At 52.8% G+C, this 21,933-nt stretch carries 15 protein-coding genes; 11 read left to right on the top strand and 4 right to left on the bottom strand.

Annotation, left to right across the window (positions count from 1 at the left end; translation table 11 throughout):
• Window positions 1-81 precede the first annotated feature (81 nt).
• The 4 genes from H7F31_RS30350 to H7F31_RS30335 form a co-directional block, all read right to left on the bottom strand.
• Window positions 82-534, bottom strand: coding sequence for a hypothetical protein (locus H7F31_RS30350; protein WP_187101864.1), 453 nt, complete (start codon window positions 532-534; stop codon window positions 82-84).
• 103 nt (window positions 535-637) lie between these two features.
• Window positions 638-2,467 (bottom strand): ABC transporter substrate-binding protein, encoded by a 1,830-nt coding sequence (locus H7F31_RS30345; RefSeq protein WP_187101863.1) that lies wholly within the window; start codon window positions 2,465-2,467, stop codon window positions 638-640.
• A gap of 155 nt (window positions 2,468-2,622) precedes the next feature.
• Entirely contained in the window at window positions 2,623-4,128 is a 1,506-nt protein-coding gene (locus H7F31_RS30340) for an ABC transporter permease (protein ID WP_187101862.1), read from the bottom strand.
• 55 nt (window positions 4,129-4,183) lie between these two features.
• Complete coding sequence (locus tag H7F31_RS30335) at window positions 4,184-5,629, bottom strand: ABC transporter permease (protein WP_187101861.1); 1,446 nt, start codon at window positions 5,627-5,629, stop codon at window positions 4,184-4,186.
• Window positions 5,630-6,033: 404 nt separating this feature from the next.
• On the opposite strand from H7F31_RS30335, the gene H7F31_RS34515 reads away from it, so the two are divergent.
• The 11 genes from H7F31_RS34515 to H7F31_RS30280 all read left to right on the top strand — a co-directional run bounded on the left by H7F31_RS34515 (window position 6,034) and on the right by H7F31_RS30280 (window position 21,667).
• The gene (locus tag H7F31_RS34515) at window positions 6,034-7,770 is read left to right on the top strand and encodes an ABC transporter ATP-binding protein (protein WP_315970534.1); all 1,737 of its coding nucleotides are present in this window, start codon (window positions 6,034-6,036) and stop codon (window positions 7,768-7,770) included.
• A gap of 200 nt (window positions 7,771-7,970) precedes the next feature.
• Entirely contained in the window at window positions 7,971-9,422 is a 1,452-nt protein-coding gene (locus H7F31_RS30325; protein ID WP_187105616.1) for a spore germination protein, read from the top strand.
• Entirely contained in the window at window positions 9,412-10,509 is a 1,098-nt protein-coding gene (locus H7F31_RS30320) for a Ger(x)C family spore germination protein (protein ID WP_187101860.1), read from the top strand. The genes H7F31_RS30325 and H7F31_RS30320 overlap by 11 nt, the downstream gene beginning before the upstream one ends.
• 16 nt (window positions 10,510-10,525) lie before the next feature.
• Window positions 10,526-11,632, top strand: a complete 1,107-nt coding sequence (locus H7F31_RS30315) for a GerAB/ArcD/ProY family transporter (protein ID WP_187101859.1) — start codon at window positions 10,526-10,528, stop codon at window positions 11,630-11,632.
• 71 nt (window positions 11,633-11,703) lie between these two features.
• Window positions 11,704-13,116, top strand: a complete 1,413-nt coding sequence (locus H7F31_RS30310; protein WP_187101858.1) for a glycan biosynthesis hexose transferase WsfD — start codon at window positions 11,704-11,706, stop codon at window positions 13,114-13,116.
• 182 nt (window positions 13,117-13,298) lie between these two features.
• Window positions 13,299-13,715: a GNAT family N-acetyltransferase gene (locus H7F31_RS30305; protein ID WP_261800581.1), complete on the top strand. Its 417-nt coding sequence runs from the start codon at window positions 13,299-13,301 to the stop codon at window positions 13,713-13,715.
• A 363-nt stretch (window positions 13,716-14,078) separates the two neighbouring features.
• Complete coding sequence (locus tag H7F31_RS30300) at window positions 14,079-15,875, top strand: ABC transporter ATP-binding protein (protein WP_187101857.1); 1,797 nt, start codon at window positions 14,079-14,081, stop codon at window positions 15,873-15,875.
• Window positions 15,872-17,758 (top strand): ABC transporter ATP-binding protein, encoded by a 1,887-nt coding sequence (locus H7F31_RS30295; RefSeq protein WP_187101856.1) that lies wholly within the window; start codon window positions 15,872-15,874, stop codon window positions 17,756-17,758. The genes H7F31_RS30300 and H7F31_RS30295 overlap by 4 nt, the downstream gene beginning before the upstream one ends.
• Window positions 17,759-17,952: 194 nt before the next feature.
• Complete coding sequence (locus tag H7F31_RS30290) at window positions 17,953-19,050, top strand: GerAB/ArcD/ProY family transporter (protein ID WP_187101855.1); 1,098 nt, start codon at window positions 17,953-17,955, stop codon at window positions 19,048-19,050.
• On the top strand, window positions 19,047-20,516 hold the full coding sequence (locus H7F31_RS30285) for a spore germination protein (protein WP_187101854.1): 1,470 nt from the start codon (window positions 19,047-19,049) through the stop codon (window positions 20,514-20,516). The genes H7F31_RS30290 and H7F31_RS30285 overlap by 4 nt, the downstream gene beginning before the upstream one ends.
• Complete coding sequence (locus H7F31_RS30280) at window positions 20,516-21,667, top strand: Ger(x)C family spore germination protein (RefSeq protein ID WP_187101853.1); 1,152 nt, start codon at window positions 20,516-20,518, stop codon at window positions 21,665-21,667. The genes H7F31_RS30285 and H7F31_RS30280 overlap by 1 nt, the downstream gene beginning before the upstream one ends.
• Window positions 21,668-21,933 lie beyond the last annotated feature (266 nt).

Here is a 21,933-nt window from a genome sequence, read left to right as displayed (position 1 = left end):
GAAGATGAGATCAACGATAAAAGACGACCTTTCACTCCTTAAAGAAGGAGCGCAAGGTCGTCTCTGTGTATGTGCATGTTATTATCCCGCAGGAGACACCCGATAAGCCGTACGCCCATCGGCGCCGGCAGTACCGGCATCGTCCACGGCGGTTAGCGCCCAGCCGAACGAGAGCACGCCGGCGAGCGATGCGGCTTCGGCCGCCGTCAGCGACGCTGCGACCGCTTCGGAGCCGGGATCAAGGATGAGCTCCGCATCTTGTTTCAATGCGACGAGGATCCAGCTATGGATGCCGCGGATCGTGTTGTATTTGATCTGGTAGCCGCTTTCTACAGCTGCCTTTAACGTATCCGGCTCCTCGGAGGCAACTGTCCTCAAGCCGGCGTAGTCGAACTGGAATTTGCTGTCGTCCTTCGGCAGGTCGCCGCTGTTTACCCGCGAGATCAACTCCTCGTTCGACCAGCCAAGCGACTTGAGCGATTCGAGCTGAAGCGCGTCCCACTGCGAAAGTTTAGTTGCGGTTGGTTGAGTCATGTTCAATCGCTCCTTCATGTATGATGATCAACAAGTCCCTAAACGAAGAGACGCTCCCGACCAGGTGTTGGAGGGCCGGGAGCAGTCTCTGTTATCGTGCCAATTATTTGCTCGCTTTGTAAGCGTTCAGGAATTCCTTCGCTTTGGCCGCGTCGGCTTTAAGCTCCAGACCTGTATCCACGATCGGGCTAAGCGTAGAAATTGCCTTGAATTTGTTGCCGCCGTAGTAGGTGATAAAGTCTTCTTGGTTGATGGAGTACAATACGGCTTTGCGCAGATCCGCGCTCTCCGCGACCGCGCGGTTTTTCGTGTTGAACAGCAGATACGATACCGCGTTGCTTGGCAGCGTCTGCAGTTGCAGTTTGCTATCGCCCTTCACGATGTCGAATTTCGTCTCGGACACGGCGTAGTACAGATGAATCTCGCCGCTGCGAAGCGCCGCAAGGGTGCTGTCGGCATCTTTGATGAAACGGACTTTAATGCTGTTGATTTTCGGAGCGTGATCACTGCCAGTCATGTAAGCAGGGTTTTTGTAAAAGATCGCTTCGTAATCGTTTTTGTACGACAGGATGTAAGGACCGCTAGTGTACAGCGTATTGTTGTACGCGTTGCCTTCGGTAACCGTGTTTTGGTCGCCGTAAGGAATGTCCTTGTTCGGGTCGAACTTCGCCACGTCGTATGTGTTGATTGCTTCTACTTGTTTCTTGGATACGATGCCCGCGGATTGGTGAGCCAGGTAGTTCAGCACTTGCGGGAACGGCTCCGTTGTTGTCACTTTGACGACTTGGTATTTGCCTGCGCCGTTGTCGGCTTGCGTTTTGTCGGACACAAGGGAGGCAATTTTCGCATCCAGACCTTCTTCAAGAGCGGCTTTAACCGTTTGGTCGCTGCCCGATACTTTGATGCCTTCCAGAGCGGCTACGTCCGTAACGACTTCAGCGCTTTTAATATGCTCGTGCAGCGTGTATGTGCGGTGATCCGGAACGGAATCCTTGTTCTTCGCACGGTCAAGCGAGAAGATGACATCGTCCGCGCCTACGCGCTCGCCGGTGTCGACAGCCAGCTTGTCCTTAACGGCGGCGAAGTTGATGTCGTCGCGAAGGATGAAGAAGTAGTCGGAGTTGCCGTCGGCGATAGCATGATTAAGCGACAGGGAGCCTGCGGATGTCACTTTATCGTCGTCCGTAAGGTTAACGAGGCGAACGTATTGGTTCGTGTTGATGATGTTGATGGAACCGTCGTTGCCCTTGATCGGGTCAAGCGATGTCAATGTAGGCATAGTCGATTGCAAGACCAGCGCGTCTTTGTCGCGTTTCGCTGTATCGTTGAAGTCAAGCTCTTCCCAAGGCAGGGAGCGGGACTTGGACAGACGAACGGAATCCGGGTTCAGCACGTCCTTGTTCAGCGCCTGGGATTTCAGCGAGCTGTAGAGCGGAGCGATATAAGCGTTATCGAATACGAGCTTTTGCTCGAAATCTTTGTACGTCGCTACGAATTGTTCCGGCGTTTGAGCTGCCGCTTGCTCGATCAGAGCATCGATGTCGGCATCGGACATGATGCTGTAGTCGCCGCCGGTCTTGAACAGCGAGCGAACCGCGTAGTCCGGGTTGCCTGTTACCGTTGTCCAGCCCGACAACGATACGTCGTAATTGCCTGCGTCTTGTTGAGCTTTGAAGCTGCTGTAGTCGGCCTGTACGTTAAGCTTGACGTTGAAGCCGTTTTTGTTCAGCTGATCGCGGACGATGTTAAGATCCGCTTCATTGGCGCTCATGCCGAGCACCTCGATGTCTACCTTGTTGTTGTCGACGACTTCCGAGCCGGTCGTAGGCGACGGTGATTCTGCTACGTCGTTTTTGGTGGTCAGCTTGCAGCCGCTTAACACGATGGATAAGCTGAGCAGCAGCATCGCTCCGAATTTGACTTTGTTCTGCATGGTGTTCCCCTCCTACAAGATATGTTTGTATATGTTAACTCACATTCATTCATCGTCCAGTCATGGTTTCGAATCATAGAAGTCGATGGAATATGAATGAGGTTACGACAAGGAATGCGACTTTGGCGATTTTAGTTAATAAGACAGGCCATTTGCTAATCCAGCTTCGGATCCAGCGCGTCGCGCAGGCCGTCGCCAAGGAAGTTAAACGACAGCACGAGGGCGATAATCGCCAGGCCAGGGTAGATCGCCGTATAGGAATGGGTCTCCAGGTAGGCGCTGCCCAGTTTCAGTATGTTGCCCCATTCCGGGATATGCGGCTCTACTCCGAGACCCAGGAAGCTGAGGCTACTCGTCGAGATGACGGCCGTGCCGATCGTCAGTGACGACTTCACGATCATCGGCGCCAGCGAATTCGGGACGATATGCTTGAACAGAATCGTCAGATCGCTGGAACCGAAGGCTCTTGCAGCTTGTACATACTCCAGCGTAGATACGAGCATGACGTTTGCCCTCATCGTCCTGGCATAGGTCGGAATCGCGCCGATGCTTAGCGCCAGAATAAGGTTGGTCGTGCTGGCGCCGAAAGCCGCGATGATGGCAATAGCCAGCAGGATGCCGGGAATCGCATACAGGATATCCAGAGCCCGCATAATTATGTTGTCCGTTTGACGGCCGTAGTAGCCGGAGATTGCGCCAAGCGCTCCGCCGATAATAACGGGGATGAGCGTGGATAGCAAACCTACGACAAGCGAGATCCGGGCGCCGAATACGATGCGCGAGAACAGATCGCGTCCGAAGTTATCCGTTCCCAGCGGGTATTCCAAGCTCGGGGGCTGGAAGATCGCTGCATAATTATTATCGATAGCCATGCCGTAATCGAAGGTCAGGTAGCTGCTGATGGACAAAGCGAGCAGGAACAAAATAAAAAGCAGGCCCAGCATCGAAGTTGAGCTTCGGGACAAACGGTCGATAATATCGCCAACCTTGGAGCCGGACGTATAACCCTTGTCGCGAAGCTTCGAGATCAGGAGAAGGCCAAGGAACAAGGCGAACAGGTTGCCCGTAGCGGCTGTGGCGATCAGGATCAAAGCTACGCCCCACATCCAGCGGGGAAGCCTGGTCCCGTTCGCGGATTTGGCGATGAGAAGCAGCGCAACGAGCTGAACGACGGCCGATACCAGCAGAAGGAACATGCCGGGCAGGAAGCCGTTCGACACATAGGGCTTGAACAGGTTTAGCGACGATACGGCGAATACGAGCAAGGTCGTAAGCAGCGTATACACCGCTAGCGTGTAAGCCGCCGTCTTGCGCTTCTTTACAAGCTGGAACGCTGCGGTGGCTGCGAATACATTAGCAGTGAACAAGCTAAGCATTAGCAAGTAGCCCAATATTCGGGTACCGGCAGCGATCTCGCCTATGGCAATAAGATTGCGGCGAATGAGCAGCCAAACGACAAACTGCAGGGCTGCGAAGACGAGATAGGCGACACCAACGGCCAGAACGGCAGGACGGAAAGCACCTTCATCAGGTACATAGCTGTTCAGTAGTAGAACAAGTCCCAGCGCGAGCGTAATGATGCCCGCAAAGCTGGCTTGTCCATACTCGGGCGCCGACTTCAGCCGGAAGTTGAGCTCTTGTTTAGTCAAAGTAATATTCATCCTATAAGCACCCTTTAAGAGGTTGTTCAAAAACCAAACTTTTTGAACTCACAATTTAATATTGTTTCATCTTGGAGCGGATTCGCGGATCGAAGAATGCGTACATCAGGTCAACGATGACGTTGACGATCGAGATCGTAATAGCCGTGTAGACGACGCCGCCCATGATGGCCGGAATATCCGGAATGAACTGCTTGTCGACGATGTAGCTTCCGATACCGTTAATATTGAATACCTTCTCCGTAACGGCCGCTCCACCGAGCATGCCGCCGAATTGAAGGCCGATAACGGTAATGATGGGGATCAGCGCATTGCCGACGGCATGCTTCCATAATACGCTGCGGCGAGCAAGACCCTTGGCCCGGGCCGTAATAATATAGTCCTCGTGAATGACTTCCAGCGTGGACGAGCGCGTCATTCGCGCAACCGCGGCAGTCAAACCGGTACCAAGCACGACGATTGGCATAATAGCGGAAAGCCAGTTGTTCGGATTATAGGTTGCCGGCAGCCAGGACCAATTGATCGAGAAGTTCAAGATGAAGATCAAGCCTTGCCAGAAATTCGGGATGGACAGTCCGAGCAACGCGATGAACATAAACGTATAGTCAAAAAAAGAATTCGGCCTTGTCGCCGATATAATGCCAATAGGCAAGGCAATAATAACGGCGATCACTGTGGAGATCAGCGTTAGCGTCAATGTAACCGGAAACTTGTTCGCGATGGATACCGTTACGTCTTCGTTGCCGGCGAATGAACGACCGAGATCGAAGGTAAAAATATCTCTAATCGTGTTCCATAATTGGACAAAATAAGGCTGGTCCAACCCGTATAGACGATTAAAAGCGGCAATCTGCTCGTCAGTAGCCGTCTCGCCAAGGATATTGGCGGCGGGACTCATGGGCGAGATGTACAGAATGGTGAAGACAAGGAAAGAGACGCCCAGAATGACGAACAAGGCCATAAACAGCCGTTCGGCGATATATTTCGCATAGGGGTTAGCATACACGGCCATCAGGACGTACATGGGAAGACCTAACACGAACGAAAGGGCAGCGAAGAGAGGATGACCCATAAGTTCGCGATAGGTTTCCGAGAAAGTTAATTGCCCTCGCGAATTCCCGGCGGCGAATGTTTCATGGAGCCGCTCTTCGACAAGAACGTTAAACTTGGTTTCCGCCAACCGTACCGCTTCGGCGTTGAGCTGTTCCTTCGTAACGGACTGCCCGAAGAAGCGATGTTTGCGCGTGAGCCGGTCAATCGCCTCCGCCAGCAATCGCTCTTTCATTCCGGAAGCCGCCAGTTCGGAGCGAATCTCTTGCTTTCGCCTGCTCGAGCCGTCTCTTGTTTTACGGTATTGGTACACTCCGAACAGGATCAACGTGATCGGCGCTCCGAGCAACAGCAACAAGGGGCGATAGGCAGGGTTAACGAACAGTTTATTATAGATGGAGGCAATACGATCAATGAAGCCGTATCCCGTTGCAGCAGCATCGCCAGTCAAACTATTCCGCTCCTTTAAAAGGTTGTTCAAAAAGTCCGCTTTTGATCACGAAGTATCCCAGGAAGCCTACTCGACATCGAATTTTGAATTCAGGCGAAAGTTCCGTTGCTCACGTAGCTTCCACTACGCTCCGCTACTCACTTTCTACCTTCTTTCAATCTTCTCGGTGCTGAAAACCGAACTTTTTGAACTTTCACTTTTATCTATTTTAATTTGCATAATTCCGATCGATATAGTAGATTTTATTTTAAGGGTTACGAAAAGTCAATAAAATTTCAATTAGATACTAAAGGAATGAAATAATAGCTTGAAATAAAATTTTCATATATTATTTATTATAGCTATTTGCAACAAAACAGAAAAGATGCGCGACACGCGAAAAAAATAAAAAAAAAGGTGACATCATGGATAAGTTGCTGCAAGTCAAAGATTTATCGGTTTCTTTCTATGTAAGAGATAAAGAAGTGGAGGCGGTTCGCGGCGTCAGCTTCGAGCTGCGCAAGGGCGAAACGCTGGGAATCGTCGGAGAATCCGGCAGCGGCAAGAGCGTCACGGCGCGCACGATTATGCGTTTGCTGCCGTCGCCGCCTTCTATCGTTAAGGGCGGAGAGGTCTTGTTCCAGGGGATGAATCTGGCGGACAAAAGCGATTCGGAGATGGAAGCAATTCGAGGCAAGGAGATCGGCATGATCTTCCAGGACCCGATGTCGTCCCTCAATCCGACGATGCGAATCGGCAAGCAGATCGAGGAAAGTCTCATCAAGCACCGCAGAATGAACAAGTCGGCAGCACGGAATGAAGCGATCGAGATGCTTCGGAAGGTAGGGATACCGAACGCCGAGACTCGTTATTCGCAATATCCGCACGAATTCTCCGGCGGGATGCGTCAGCGCGTCATGATCGCCATCGCGCTGGCCTGCCGGCCTTCGCTGCTTATCGCGGACGAGCCTACGACGGCACTCGACGTAACGATTCAGGCACAGATTCTGAATCAGATGAAGCAATTGCAGCAGGAGCTTGGCACGTCCATTATATTAATCACGCATGATCTGGGCGTTGTCGCCGGCATGTGCGACCGCGTCGTTGTTATGAAGGACGGCGAGATTGTGGAGACGGCGACGACAGAGGAGCTCTTTGCGAATCCTAAGCATCCCTATACGATTCGACTGCTCAATGCTCTGCCGCGTCTCGACGAAAAGAAGAAGCCGAAGCTCGCTCCTCTTGTGAAGCGCGAAAAAGACGATGTGCCGCTCCTGCAGGTGAAGTCGCTGCGCCAGCATTTCGATCTCGGCAAGGGGCAGGTTCTTAAGGCCGTCAACAACATCAGCTTCGATGTTCACGCGGGGGAGACGCTTGGCGTCGTAGGGGAATCGGGCAGCGGCAAATCGACGACGGGCCGTACGATTCTGCGGCTCAACGAAGCGACGGGCGGCGAGGTGCTGTACCGCGGCATTCCGCTCCAACAGTTGAATCGCGGAGAGATGAAAAGGATGCGCCGCCATATGGGAATGATCTTCCAGGATCCTTATGCTTCGCTGAACCCAAGGCTCCGCGTCGCCGATATTATCGGCGAGGCGCTTGACGTGCACGGTATGCATGAGGGGAAGGCCGCCCGCCAGAAGCGGATCGAGGAACTGCTCGACATGGTAGGATTAAACGCCTCGCATGCCATGCGTTACCCGCACGAATTTTCGGGCGGCCAGCGGCAGCGGATCGGCATCGCCCGTACCCTTGCCGTCGAGCCGGACTTCATCGTCTGCGACGAGCCGTTATCCGCGCTGGATGTATCCATCCAGGCCCAGGTCGTGAAGCTGCTCGAAGAGCTTCAGCAGCGGCTGGGTCTGACTTATCTGTTTATCGCCCATGACTTGTCCATGGTGAAGCATATCAGCGACCGTGTAGCCGTCATGTACAAGGGAAAGATCGTGGAGCTGGCGGAGAGCGAGGAGTTGTATGCCAATCCGCTACATGATTATACGAAGACGCTGCTGGCCGCCATCCCGGTGCCGGATCCGAAGGTGGAGTCGCAGAAGAAGCTTGTCATCAATCAGGAAGCTTCCAAGGCGGACCCGTATGGACTGGACAGATCGCAGTTCGTGGAAGTGTCGAGAGGGCATTGGGTAGCGGTAGCGGGGGCTTGAATTGAAGAGCGGAACAGAGGACGTTATTTCTCGTATTGGCATCGCGATCCGCGCTGCCGTGGGGAAATAACGTTTTTTCTGTTGGAATAAGACAGGTTCCTGTATCGCATATTAGATTGGAAAGATTTCCTTCGCGGGGAGGGAGACAAATTCCGAAGTCAGATTTGCCTGGCAAAGAAATCGGCAAATGCCGCTCAACGATGGAAGAGGTGCTGGGGCAGGCAGCCAAGTCGAGCGATTTTAGAAAAATGACGCCGCTGGCGGACGAGGAGCTTATAACACTCTATTATTTTAGCTCGCTTGTAGATGGCTCCAAGGCATCTGAATGGCTCCTTCAGCCACTTCAAGAGCATAGGTGTGCGGTGGATGACGCTATCGCGCTGCGTGCATGCTTGCCATTCCAGAACGTGACATTTACGCATGATCCCCAAGTAGTCGAAACCGCGCTTTTGGCGGGATGCATTCTGATTCTGCTGCAGCACAAGGATCAGCCTTGCTTGCTGGTAGATGTGCATCATGATTCATTGGGTTTGCGCCAGAATAACGAGACGGAGAATGAATTCAGCGTCGTTGGTCCCAAGAAAGGGTTCGTCGAGAGCGTCGATGTAAACGTTCATTTGCTCCGAACTCAAATGCAGGTGCCCGAGCTCGTCGTGGAGGAACTCACGATTGGCTCGGTCTCCAAGACTCGGGTCGTCGTCGTGTATTTGCAAGGCGTGACGAACGAGGAGTTGGTCGGAACGATCAGGCAGCGGCTAGAGGATATCGACTTCGATGTCTTATTCGACAGCTCGCAGCTGGATCAGATTATCTCGGATCATTCCAACACGCCATTCCCGCTTTTCCTGTCCACGGAGCGGATCGACCGGGTAACGTATGCCATCATCTCGGGCCAAGTGGCTGTTCTGGCGAACGGGTCGCCGTATGCCGTTACGGGACCCTCGAATTTTTTGGATTTTTTTATATCGCCCGAGGATTATTACTTGCCCTGGATTCTTGGCTCCTTCTTCAGGCTAATTCGGCTGACTTGCGTCATTTTGTCGATTTTCGCTACGCCTCTTTATGTTGCCGTGCTGACGTTCCACTTCGAAGTGATCCCGGACAATATTCTCGTTCCCCTGATCGAATCCAGAATGCATGTGCCATTCCCGCCGATTATCGAGGTTATCTTCCTGGAAATAACGATCGAGCTCCTGCGGGAGGCCGGGGCAAGGCTGCCGACGAAAATCGGCCAGACGCTGGGCATCGTAGGCGGCATAGTCATCGGGGAAGCATCCGTACGGGCTGCGCTCACGAGCAATATTCTGTTGATCATCGTGGCGCTTGCGGCGCTTGCTTCGTTCACTACGCCGATCTTCAAGATGGCCAACACGATCCGTCTGATTCGGTTCCCGTTTATCTTCCTTGCGGGATTATGGGGCGGTCTTGGCATTGTTGCGGGCTTCGTCCTGCTCATGGGGCATCTGCTGCGCTTAAAGTCGCTTGGCATGCCCTATCTCGTGCCATTGTTCCCGTTTAGAGGAGGAAACTTCACGGACAGCGTCATACGTGCCTCGTATCTATACACGACTACTCGAAGCATCTTTCTGAGACCTCAGAAACTGAAGCGATACAGTCCCGCAGCGAGAAGGGAGAAGCCGGATGAAGACTAATCGGAAGAGGCTCCGCGTCGTTCCTGTATGGATCGTCGTTTCGGCTTTCTTGCTGTCCGGCTGCAACCAACAGCTTATCGTTGACCGGATCACCATGATCAACATACTTGGTATCGACGAGCGCGGCCGCCAAATTGTCGGGAATGCCATCTACTCGGATTATGATCGCAAGGAGAAGCTGAAGTTCACGCAAGGCATCGGACAAACCACGCAGCTCGTATTCGGCGAGATGCAGATGCACGAGACGAAACCGCTGCGGCTGGGCAAGCTGCGGATGCTGCTGTTCAGCAAGTCGCTCGCCGAAAAAGGAGTGATCCGATATATTCATTCCATCTGCAGGGACCCGCTCATTAACAGTTATCTGATAGTGGCCGTATCGGAGCAGTCGACGGAAGTTTTACTGAAACAACTGGGGAAACAAAGGAGCGACAAACTTCCCAACAGGATTATTGAGCAGAATGAGAAGGCGGGCAACGTGCCGGCTACCAACCTTCATACGTTCATGTTCAACTATTATGGCGATGGCAGGGACGTTTTTGTACCGTATATCGGGCTGAGTGGCGATGGCGTGATTGAAGTGAAGGGAATGGCTTTGTTCCAAGAGGACAAGCTGGCGTTGGTGCTTGACAAGCTGGACACCGTCGCGTTCAAGCTGCTTCAGCCCAAATTCGAGAAAGGTTTCCTCACGGTGCGATTCGATGATTCGGAGGAGGATTTTCCTGCCGTGCTGAATCTCGTTTCGGGCGGCAGCGAGATGAAGATGACGCGATCGGACAGCGGTATCGGGATCACCTTTCATACGAAGATCTACGGCTTCTTAAAGGATCAAGAGGAGCGTGTCGACATTCGGGAGCAGAAGGACTTCGAGCATATCGAACAAGCTGTCGAGAAGGAGGTGAATCGGAAGCTGCTGGTTCTTCTCAAGAAGCTGCAGGAGCGCGGCATCGATCCTCTTGGCATTGGCGATTTCGTGCGGGCGCGCGACAAAGCCTGGAAGGAAGACGAATTCTACGCTCACGTCTATCCTAAGGTGAAGCTGAATGTAGTATCTGAAGTAATGCTGAAAGAATCCAGCATTGGCAATTAGCGAGGTGAATAACGACGTGAGCAGCACCGCGAAAAAAAGCTTGACGGTATCCCCGTATCTTCTATGGTTCGTCCTTCATGCCTCGCAGACGGGCATCGGCGTCCTGAACTTCCAGATCGGTCTGTCTAAGGGGGCGGGGATGGACAGTTGGCTGTCACTAATCGTGACAGGGCTGGCGTTCCATGTCGCGGTGGCGCTCATGTTTTACGTGCTGCGCTATGCGAAGGACGGAGATTTGATATCGCTGCACGGCATGTTCTTCGGAAGATACGCCGGGACGGCTTTGACGTTTTTATTCTATGGCTATTGTCTAATGGCTGCAGCTGCGCAGCTCCGGTCCTATGCGGAGATCATCTCCGTCTGGGCGTTCCCGAACAGCCGTCTTCTCGACACGGCGGCTCTTGTGTTGTTCGTCTGTGTTTACATCGTTTCGGGAGGCTTCCGGGTCATCGCCGGCGTAGCCTTCTTCTCCGTTATTCTGCCGACGCTCCTGATTCCAACCTTGTATTATCCGCTCCAATGGGCGCATTGGGACAACTTCCTGCCGATGTTCGACCATGGCTTCCGACAATATATGGAGTCGACCAAACAATCAGTCTTCGTATTTCTTGGCATCGAATTTCTGCTCATCTATTACCCTTACATCAAAGACAATGGCAAATCCCGGCGTTGGGCGCATATCGGCGTCGCTCATACGACCGTGCTGTATTTGATCATTCTTATCGTGACTTTCTCCTACTTCAATCTCAATCAGCTCGAGAACGTAATCTGGCCAACCCTTTATCTCTCCAAAATCATAAAAATAACCGTGCTCGAGAGGTTCGATTATGTCTATGTGTTCACTTGGTTTCTGGTTATCATGTCGGCGGCTTGCATTGCATTATGGTGCGGAGCCCGCTTATTAAAACGATCGACGAGCTTGAACTCCCGTTACGGCTTATGGTTGTCCGCGGGGCTCGTTTTTGCGATCGTATGTCTCTTCCGGAGTCCGGCCGGCAGCCATACGCTCAACTGGCTGGTTTCTTATTCGGGGATGGGGATCTTGTTCGGTTATTTGCCGTTGCTTTCGATCGTCGTTTTCGTGAAGAGGCAGCTAGAAAGGAAGCAATATAAGCGAGTTTAAGAAACAACCGTTTTGTGTTAGACTTAAATGGGAAATCCAGGGATAATAGTCTAACGAGTAGGATGTGCTGTATGGGGAAATGGTTAAAGGCGGAGTGGCTGTACGTTGCCGCCGCGGGAATTGTTGCAATCGTGCTGTTGTTTGCGGGGCCATTTATCGGGGTGGCGGACAACGGCGATTTTTTGCGAATTATGGGGACGGCGGGCTTGAATTATTACGATGCTGGAGAGTCTTACGAAGATCGTTTTTTTGGTTATGCCCACGCCTTATTCGCATATGACGGGTTTCTCCGGGGATTTTATCCTTCTACGCAAATTCTATTGGTTGTCCTCGCGAGATTTATAGGGGGAATTGCGAACGGCGAAGCCTTCGATATTCGTATTTTGGGAGGCATCTACACCGCGCTGTTACTGGCTGCAGGGTATGTTGCGATAACTGCTGCACGAACGGAGTTTCGGATTGTTTCGGCACTGCTTGCTCTGCTCATGGTATTTGTTTTTGGCGACGTCGGCTATTTGGCCTATTTCAATTCATTATTCGGGGAACCTGTTTCCTTCATTTTCTTGCTGCTTTCGATCGGATTCGGGCTGAAGCTGGCAAGATCGGAGCAACCGACAGTCTCGCTGCTTCTGCTCTTCTATGCGTCTGTGCTGTTCTTGACTTGCTCAAAGACGCAGAATGCGCCGATCGGAATCGGATTTGCCCTGCTGGGGCTTAGATATATCGGGCTTGGCGGCAAAGGGAGGCGTATACGGGCATGGATAGTCGGGTTGTCCGCGTTTACCGTGTTGGCGTCCGTGACGATGTATGCGGCGGCTCCCAAAGATTTTAAAGAAATTAATATTTATCAGACCGTGTTTTTCGGCATATTAAATAACTCGCCCGATGTGGAAGGCGATCTGGAAAAGCTGGGGCTGCCGCAGCGATTGTCCGTGCTGGCGGGCACGAATTATTTTCAGTCAGGGACGGCGATTCCGCAGAACGATCCTTCCTTGAAAGAGGACTTCTACGACCGAATTTCGCATTTCGATGTGCTGGGCTTCTATCTGAGCCATCCCGGCCGATTGGTAGAGAAGATGGCGTATGCGGCGGAGAACGGCATGAGCATCCGCCCTTATTATCTTGGCAATTACGAGAAGTCGGAAGGGAAGGAGCGAGGGGCGCTTTCGTTTCGCTTTAGCGGGTGGAGCGAATTCAAGCATCGATACGTTCCGAACGAGTTATGGTTTGTCGTTGCCTTTTTTGCGGCATATATGGCTGTTGCTTGCCTGGAGTGGTTCAAGGCGAGGGCGCTTGGAGCGCGAATCAAGGCAGAGCTGTTCCTGCTGATGGCGCTTACCGGCATCTTCGCTTTCCTTATCCCGATATTGGGCGATGGGCAGGCCGACATGGGCAAACATCTTTTTTTGTTTAACGTTTGCTTTGATGCCATGGTCGTGTCGTCCGTTGTCTGGGCGATTTATCGGATTCGCAAGCTGCTATAGATAGAGACGCGTACGAAAGTGGTGTAGACACTTTTTGGTACGCGTTTTTGTTTTCCGTAAAAAACACGCTGCTCCGGAATGACGCTCTACCTCCGCTAAGGTGTCCGACGGATGAGCTTCCGTGTGATAAAATGTAGGGAATGAATCCGAGCACAATATGAAGGGTTGTGGGGGACTTGGATATTAATATTAGATTGATCGATAAAGAGCAGGCTTGGCTGCTGCGTCATCAGGTTATGTGGCCGGAGAAGGAGTTCGACTTCATCAAGCTGTATGATGACGGACTGGGCAAACATTACGGACTATTCGAAGGAGGCGAGCTGGTTTCGGTAGTTTCCCTCTTTGCTCAAGGAGACCAAGCGCAGTTCAGAAAATTCGCGACGCTGGCGGCGCATCAGAACAAAGGGTACGGGAGCCGGCTTTTAAAGTATGTGATCGGGGAAGCGGAGAAGGCGGGCGTTAAGCGGATTTTCTGTAATGCGAGAATCGATAAAGCCGTGTTTTACGAGAAATTCGGATTGCGTGCCACAGGCGCCGTCTTCAGCAAAAGCGGGAAGGATTATGTGATTATGGAACGATGTTACTTGTCGTTCATTTGAACCGGGAAGAGCCTTTTTGCTGCGTTGTAACAGACAAGAGAGACGCTATTTTGATCAATTCGGCGATCTGGCAAATGTAACGGACAAGCGAAACGCTATTCCATATCTTTTAGCCTTTTTCGGGCTAGAATTTATGAAATAGCGTTGTTTGTGTCCGTTAGCGACCGAGGTACGCGATATGACGGAGCTTAGGGGATAAGGCCGGACGGGGAGAACGTTTCGGTTTCGGCAGGCACATTGAATTTCTTGGAGCGGAACCGATATAATAGGAGAAGATTTGTTTACTACTAAAATATTGGCATGATAGTCGCCTCGTTTCTCATGGAACGGGCACATACCGAGCTTAGGGGATGGTGAAGGAAGATGCTGCGATTGTTCCGATTTTTGCGGCCGTATCGGGTCGCGATTGCGCTGGTCATGACGCTTATTCTGATTCAGTCGTTGTCGGAGCTGTACTTGCCGACCTTGATGGCAGATATCGTCAACAGGGGTGTCATTGAGGGAGACAAGCCGTTTATTTGGCGGATGGGCGGCTACATGCTGCTCATTACGTTGCTGGGTACCGCGGTCTCGATTCTAGCAAGTCTATATGCCTCTAAGATTTCGTCCGGCTTCGGACGGATCGTGAGAGGCAAGGTGTTCCAGCATGCCGAGCACTTCTCGCTGCAGGAATTCGATCGAATCGGCACGGCTTCGCTTATCACCCGCACGACGAACGACATTAACCAGGTGCAGCAAGTTCTTATGATGATGCTTCGCCTCATGGTCATGGCGCCGATGATGTGCATCGGGGGCATCATTATGGCGCTGTACAAGGATGCCGAGCTTACGCTTGTGCTTCTGGTGGCGTTGCCGGTTCTTGCGGGAGCGATTTGGCTCATTACGTCGAAGGGGATGCCGTACTTCAAAGCGATCCAGAAGAAGCTGGATCGGCTGAACCTTGTGTTGCGCGAAGGACTGACGGGCATCCGCGTCATTCGTTCGTTCAACCGCACGGCACACGAGAACGAGCGATTTACGGAGGCCAACGCCGATCTTATGCAGACATCGATCAAGGTGAATCAGATTATGGCGGTTATGATGCCGGTCATGATGCTGATCATGAACTTGTCCACGATCGCGATTGTTTACTTCGGCGGTCTGCGTATCGATAACGGAGCGATGGGCGTCGGCGACCTGATGGCGTTTATTCAATACGCGATGCAGATCATGTTCTCGCTGCTCATGTTCTCCATGATGTTCGTTATGGTTCCGAGAGCGTCTGCATCCGCGGCTCGTATTAACGAGGTGCTGGAGCTTGAGCCGTCGGTGACGGATATAGACGGCGTTGAGATCAAAGCGTCGGCAGGCTCCGAGGACGGTGTCAAGGAAGCGCCAGGCTCCAAGGGCGGCGTCAAAGAAGCGGCAGCTGGCGTCGGCAGCGTCGTGGAATTCGCTAATGTCAGCTTCAGTTATCCAGGCGCCGAGATGCCGGCTTTATCCGACATTTCGTTCCAAGCTGGCCGTGGAGAAATAACGGCGATCATCGGCGGAACAGGCTCCGGGAAGTCCACGCTTATCCATTTGATCCCGAGGTTCTTCGATGTCGCCAGCGGTTCCGTCCGCGTCAGCGGCAAGGACGTCAGGGAGTGGACGCAGGAAGAGCTCCGCGAGCGAATTGCGCTAGTGCCGCAGAAAGCGGTGCTGTTCTCGGGAACGGTCGCGGAGAATATCCGCTACGGCAAGGAGGATGCGACCGACGAAGAGATAAGAAGAGCGGCGGAAACCGCTCAGGCGCTCGACTTCGTGTCGGCGATGCCCGAGGGCTTCGATTCCGTTCTGTCGCAGGGCGGAACGAATGTATCCGGCGGACAGAAACAGCGGCTATCCATCGCACGCGCGCTGGTGCGAAAGCCGGAGGTGTACCTGTTCGACGACAGCTTCTCCGCGCTCGATTACAAGACGGACGCGAAGCTGCGAAGCGCGCTCAGGGCGGAGACGGCGGATGCGGCTGTATTAATCGTCGCGCAGAGAGTCAGCACCGTTATGGACGCGGATCGCATTATCGTGCTGGACGAAGGCCGAATCGCGGGCATCGGCACGCATAAGGAACTGATGGAGACTAGCGGCGTGTATCGCGAGATCGTGTCCTCGCAGCTGTCAGAGGAGGAGAGCGCATGAGCAAAGAGAACAATGCAGGAGCTGGCGCTCGCGGAGGAGGCCCACCCGGCGGCAGACCCATGGGCTTCGGCCCGGGACCAGGAATGGGCATTCCAGGGCAAAAGGCCCGTGATTTCAAGGGCTCGCTAAAGCGGCTTTCCGGTTATTTGAAGCCGTTCCGTATCATTTTGCTGGCCGTGCTGCTGGCTGCGGTTTTAAGCACGGTATTCTCGATTCTCAGCCCGAAGATTTTGGGCAGAGCGACGGATATTTTATTCGAGGGCATCGTAACCAGCACGAAGATCGACTTCCAGGGCATCGTCGAAATTCTCGGCTTGCTCGCGGGACTTTACGTGATCAGCTCGTTGTTCGCCTTCGTGCAGCAATATCTGATGGCCGGCGTCGCGCAGAAGGTCGTATACCGGCTGCGGAACGAAGTGAACGACAAGCTGGGCAGGCTGCCGCTGAAATTTTACGACTCCCGCTCGAACGGCGATATTCTAAGCCGCGTCGTCAACGACGTGGACAACATCAGCAACACCTTGCAGCAAAGCCTGACGCAGCTCATAACATCCATCGTGACGCTGATTGGCGTTATCGTCATGATGCTGACGATCAGTCCGCTGCTCACGTTGATTCTTGTTCTTACGCTGCCGCTTAGCTTCATCGCGATCGCGATGATCGCGAAGCGGTCCCAGGTTCATTTCAAAAACCAGCAGGCTCAGCTTGGCGATCTCAACGGCCACGTCGAAGAAATGTACACAGGACACACCATCGTAAAAGCGTTCGGACGCGAGAAGGAATCCATTCGCAAATTCGAAGCGATGAACGACAAGCTGTACGATTCCAGCTGGCGGGCGCAATTCATCTCCGGCATCATCATGCCGGTCATGAATCTCATCGGCAACATCGGATATGTCTGCATCTGCGTTGTTGGCGGCGTCCTTGTGACTCAGCGGACGATTACCGTCGGCGACATTCAGGCGTTTATCCAATATGCCCGGCAATTCACGATGCCGATCACGCAGACGGCCAACATTGCCAACATCATTCAATCGACGCTGGCTTCGGCAGAGCGGGTGTTCGAGCTTCTGGACGAAGCCGAGGAATCTCCGGAAGCCAAGGGCAAGCAGCCTGCCTTGGTCAGGTCGCATGGAGAGGTGGAATTCCAGGGTGTAAGCTTCGGCTACAACCCGGAGAAGCCGCTCATCCAGGATATGAACATCTCGGTCAAGAGCGGTCAGACCGTCGCGATTGTCGGACCGACCGGGGCGGGCAAGACGACGCTTGTCAATCTGTTAATGCGATTCTACGAGGTTGGCGATGGAGCGATAACGATAGACGGACACGATATCCGCGAGCTCGAGCGAGGGCAGCTTCGGAGCCTGTTCGGCATGGTATTGCAGGACACGTGGCTGTTCGGCGGCACGATTAGGGACAATATCGCTTATGGCCGGCTAGAGGCGACAGAGCAGGAAGTTGTCGAGGCGGCTCAAGCGGCGCATGCCGATCATTTCATCCGCACGCTGCCGGATGGCTACAATACGGTGCTTAATGAAGAGGCGTCCAACATCTCGCAAGGCCAGAAGCAGCTTTTGACGATCGCAAGGGCGATTCTCGCGGATCCGTCCATTCTCATTCTGGACGAAGCGACGAGCAGCGTGGATACGCGAACCGAAATTCAAATCCAGCAGGCGATGAATCACTTGATGTCCGGTCGAACGAGCTTTGTCATTGCTCACCGACTGTCGACAATCCGGGACGCCGACCTCATTCTTGTCATGAAAGAAGGCACGGTTATCGAGCAAGGCACTCACGAGGAGCTGTTGGCTCGAGGGGGTTTCTACGCGGATCTGTACAACAGCCAATTCTCGGCGGGACCCTCGATTCCGACCGCCGGCTGATAGCGCGGGCCTTGAAGTACCTATAAAGATGGAATGTTGGTCCGATATGATCATGATACGAAAGCAGCTCATCCTCCATTAGAGGGCGGGCTGCTTTTTCTGTTTTTCATCTTGGCCACCGGCATAGAAAAAAGTGGCAGAGGTTATACTAATCGATGCTAAAATCTGGATGGCTGCGATACGGAGGCGAACCCATGAAAAGTACGGGACAAATCAACTTTGTGCAATTGTTTATGATGTTTTCGCTTATGAACGGCTTGGCCAGCCATGTCATCGTCAACCCCATGGTGTTGGACGTTTCGGGACGGGATTCCTGGATTACGGCGCTCGTTAGCGGGGCATTGTTCATGTTGTGGGTCGCGCTGCTCTATTGGATGATGCGCCGGTCGGGTCAACAGCTCTGGTTGGACTGGTTGTCCGCCCGAATTACTCGTCCCGCTGCTATTGCGCTTATGGTGCCGGTCGCGATTCATTTGTATTTGGTCGGAGGATTGACCGTCGCCCATACCTCGACATGGACGATTACGAATTATTTGCCCATAACTCCTAAGCTGCTAATAATTGGATGCCTGGTATTATTCTGCGCGGCTATATGCCTCTGGGGGCTGCCGGTCATTGCGGTCGTATCCGGCATACTGCTTCCCATCGTCGTTGGGCTGGGCATCTTTGTCAGCTCGTTTAACGCGCCCAATAAAGATTACTCGCTCTTGCGGCCTGTGCTGGAGAATGGTTTTGGGCCTGTTGCGAACGGCATGGTATATACAGGCGCGGGGTTCGTGGAGTTTATCGTCATTATGCTGCTGCAGCACCGTCTTGAGAAGAAGGTCAGGCTCTGGCAATTGCTGCTATATGTGGCGTTCTCCACGATCATCTCTATGGGACCGCTCATGGCGGCGGTTACGGAATTCGGTCCGGCGGAAGCGATGCATCAGACGACCTCTCCCTACGAACAATGGCGGCTTGTCCAGATCGGCAAATATATAGAGCATCTCGACTTTCTGTCGATCTTTCAATGGCTGTCGGGCGCGTGCATTCGCATCAGTCTCTCGGCTTTCTTGCTTGTCGAGCTGTTCCGATTTAAGCGGAAGAACCTAAGAAATATCATCGTTATCGCCGTCATGGCCAGCTATGCGTTGATCGCTATATACCCTATTAATGAATATGACTTCTACCAGTGGATGTCCTGGTATTACATGCCGATCTCATTGGCCGTTCTGCTGCCCTTATCGTTTCTGTGGATGGCGGCAGCCCTATTCCCAAAAAGGAAGAAAAGCAAGGAGGAAGCGACATGACAAGCAACGTCGGGAGCAAGGAAAAGAACTGGACGGAAGAGAGCTTTAGGGAACTGTTCCGTGGAAGCGACGATGTTTTGTTTCAAACCTGCCGCTTCGGAGAAAAAACGGAAGTGGAGGTTGTCTTAGCCTATGCGGAAGGATTGGCACGTACGAGCGATATCGGCGACTATATCCTGCCGGAGCTGGATCGGATGTACCGGGAAGGGATGGACGAGGATCCCTTTAAGAAGCTGTCAGGCGTCCTGCCGCTCGTCCAAACGGATCAGAGTCCCGATGAGCTGGCGGAGGTGCTCTTCCAAGGGGATCTTTTGCTGTTATTCGTCGCGACGGGAGAGGTCGGGTTCATCGCGATTGCGGATAAGCCGACGCGAACGCCTTTCGAATCCAGTACGGAAATTTCGGTCAAAGGTCCGCGAGACGGCTTCGTGGAGGATATTACGGTCAACATCGCGCTGATCCGCAAGCGGCTTAGAACGCCATCATTCCATGTAGAGCATATGCTTTTGGGCAGTCGTTCGAAGACCCGGATTGCGCTGCTTTATTTTCGCGACATTCTAAATCCTACTATTTTGACTGAGATGAAGGATCGGCTTAGCCGCATCGACGTGGATGCCATCTTCAGCATCAGCCAATTGGAGGAATACCTGTCGGATTCGAAGTTTAAGCTGCTGCCGGTGATGGATTTCACAGGTCGTCCCGATTACGTCATGAGCAGTCTTCTGTCGGGAAGGATTGTCATCGTCGTGGATGGATTGCCCATGGTGCTGATCGCTCCGGCGGGGATTTCCCTCATTCTAAAATCGCCGGAGGACGCACATTTCAATTATACGTATGTGTCGTTCGCGCGCATCATCAGGGGAATCAGCCTGTTCCTCTCCATCTTTCTGCCCGCGATCTGGGTGGGGCTGATGTCGTTCCATCCCGATCAGATTCCGTACCGCATTATGGCGACGATCTCCGTAACAAGGCTCGGTATCCCGCTGTCTTCGCATATGGAGATGTTCCTCTTGCTGATGCTTCTGGAAATATTCCGGGAAGCGGGCATCCGCCTTCCGAGCGCAATCGGACAAACGCTCACGTCCATCGGCGGCTTGATTATCGGAGATGCCGCCATCCGGGCGGGGCTCGTCTCTCCGTCCGTCGTCGTTGTCGGCGCGATTACCGCCGTATCCGGTGTTACGCTCGTCAATCAGACGTTGAGCACTCAGGTAAGCTTAATGCGGTTTTTCTTCTTCCTGCTGTCCGCGCTCCTGGGCTTGTTCGGCGTTATTCTCGGCATGGTGCTGCTGCTGGGCTATATGGCCAGTTTGAAGCCTTTCGGCGTGCCGTACCTGACTCCGTTGTCCCCGCTTAACTTTAAGCAGCTCGTCGTTTCCTTCCTGCGCGTTCCTTGGAGCAAGATGAAGAAAAGGCCTATGGCGCTGGAAACGATTGATAGCGATAATCAGGGGGGCGACAGCTAATGACATTGAAAAGATTAGCTCTAGCAGCATCCGTCCTGATAATGCTGCTGGTCTCCGGCGCATGCACCGCTATGCCCGATATCCAAAGCAACGCTTATGCGACAGCAATCGGCATCGATTACAAGAACGGAGAATGGATCGCCTACGCGCAGGTGATCAACTTCTCGACGGTCGCGCACTCCGATCAGGTAGACCTCGGCCCCGCAAAGCCCGTATGGATTGGCTCGGGGAAAGGAGATACCGTGGCATCGGCGCTTATCAGGGTGGGAGAAACGTCGCAGCTTCGCTTGTTCTGGGGACATGTGCAGGTGCTCGTCATCTCGGAGGAGGCGCTCAAGAAAGGCGTGCAGGATATATACAGCGCGATTAACCGTTATCGCGAGGTTCGTTATACCGTCTACGTTTATGGTACGAAGCAGAACATACGCGATGTGCTCATGCAAAAGTCGATCATAAACATGGCTCCGTTATATACGATGATGTTTACCGGCACTCAGTCCGCCTCCAAAGAAGCGTTTATACTGCCCGTTAAGGCCAATCGGGTCATTGCCCATCTAAATGAGCCCGGCGAACCGGCAGCCATACCTTCAGTCGGAATTGATGGGGGGGAATGGACAGAGGATGAAAAGCCTAAAAAGATGATTAGGTTGACGGGAATGTATTTTTTTCGAAACAATCGAATGTCCAGCTGGATGCCCGTGGAGGACTTATATGGTCTCAGGTGGATCGAAGAGGATCTGGAGCGTACTCCGCTGCTCATACGCCGTGAAGGAAAACCGCTTGCGGTGCTCATGCTCTCGCATCCAAGATCGAGCGTCAAGGCCATCTCGGAGGGCGAAGGGAGCCAATTCAGGATACAGGTAAAAGTGAAAGGGTTCGTTATGGAGATAATGGATGAGGCATCGATCAAGGAGATGGAGAAACTTGCGGAGGAAGCCATCGCCCGGGAGGTGGAGACGACTTTCCGGGAAGGAGTGAAAAAAGAAACGGATCCCTTCGGCTTATTGGAGGAGCTGTACCGGAGCAATCCGAGCCGCTTCCGCAAGGAGACAACGGGCGACAAGTTTGTTTTGTCGAACAAATCGCTTGCCGAAGTAGTAGTGAGAGTAAGACTAACGAACACAGGCAAATATCAAGGCAAGCCGCCGTAAAGTTTTCCTAAGCAAGCAGGATTGGGAGCGGAAAGGAGAGAAGTAAATGACATAACGAGAAAGGTTATTATGAGTGCATGTTCAAAAAGTTCGGTTCTCAGTACCGAGAAGATTGGATGAAGCTAGAACCTGAGGAGCGGAGCGTAGTGGAAGCTACGTGAGCACCTGCAATGTTTCCGAAGGAAACATACTTCGTAAGCATCTGCTTAGGTTCGGCTGAATTCAATATTCTACGTCGAGTATGCTTCTTGGATGACTTCGTAATG

This window comes from Paenibacillus sp. PAMC21692, assembly GCF_014303795.1.
GTDB lineage: Bacteria > Bacillota > Bacilli > Paenibacillales > Paenibacillaceae > Pristimantibacillus > Pristimantibacillus agaridevorans.
The sequence above is the reverse complement of the archived record's forward strand: the minus strand, read 5'-3'. Positions and strand labels throughout refer to the sequence as shown.

What these genes read in the sequence shown, in the direction of transcription:
- H7F31_RS30350 (WP_187101864.1), bottom strand. Translation starts at nt 534, where the DNA reads ATGACTCAACCAACCGCAACTAAACTTTCGCAGTGGGACGCGCTTCAG.
- H7F31_RS30345 (WP_187101863.1), bottom strand. Translation starts at nt 2,467, where the DNA reads ATGCAGAACAAAGTCAAATTCGGAGCGATGCTGCTGCTCAGCTTATCC.
- H7F31_RS30340 (WP_187101862.1), bottom strand. Translation starts at nt 4,128, where the DNA reads ATGAATATTACTTTGACTAAACAAGAGCTCAACTTCCGGCTGAAGTCG.
- H7F31_RS34515 (WP_315970534.1), top strand. Translation starts at nt 6,034, where the DNA reads ATGGATAAGTTGCTGCAAGTCAAAGATTTATCGGTTTCTTTCTATGTA.
- H7F31_RS30325 (WP_187105616.1), top strand. Translation starts at nt 7,971, where the DNA reads ATGGAAGAGGTGCTGGGGCAGGCAGCCAAGTCGAGCGATTTTAGAAAA.
- H7F31_RS30320 (WP_187101860.1), top strand. Translation starts at nt 9,412, where the DNA reads ATGAAGACTAATCGGAAGAGGCTCCGCGTCGTTCCTGTATGGATCGTC.
- H7F31_RS30310 (WP_187101858.1), top strand. Translation starts at nt 11,704, where the DNA reads ATGGGGAAATGGTTAAAGGCGGAGTGGCTGTACGTTGCCGCCGCGGGA.
- H7F31_RS30300 (WP_187101857.1), top strand. Translation starts at nt 14,079, where the DNA reads ATGCTGCGATTGTTCCGATTTTTGCGGCCGTATCGGGTCGCGATTGCG.
- H7F31_RS30295 (WP_187101856.1), top strand. Translation starts at nt 15,872, where the DNA reads ATGAGCAAAGAGAACAATGCAGGAGCTGGCGCTCGCGGAGGAGGCCCA.
- H7F31_RS30290 (WP_187101855.1), top strand. Translation starts at nt 17,953, where the DNA reads ATGAAAAGTACGGGACAAATCAACTTTGTGCAATTGTTTATGATGTTT.
- H7F31_RS30285 (WP_187101854.1), top strand. Translation starts at nt 19,047, where the DNA reads ATGACAAGCAACGTCGGGAGCAAGGAAAAGAACTGGACGGAAGAGAGC.
- H7F31_RS30280 (WP_187101853.1), top strand. Translation starts at nt 20,516, where the DNA reads ATGACATTGAAAAGATTAGCTCTAGCAGCATCCGTCCTGATAATGCTG.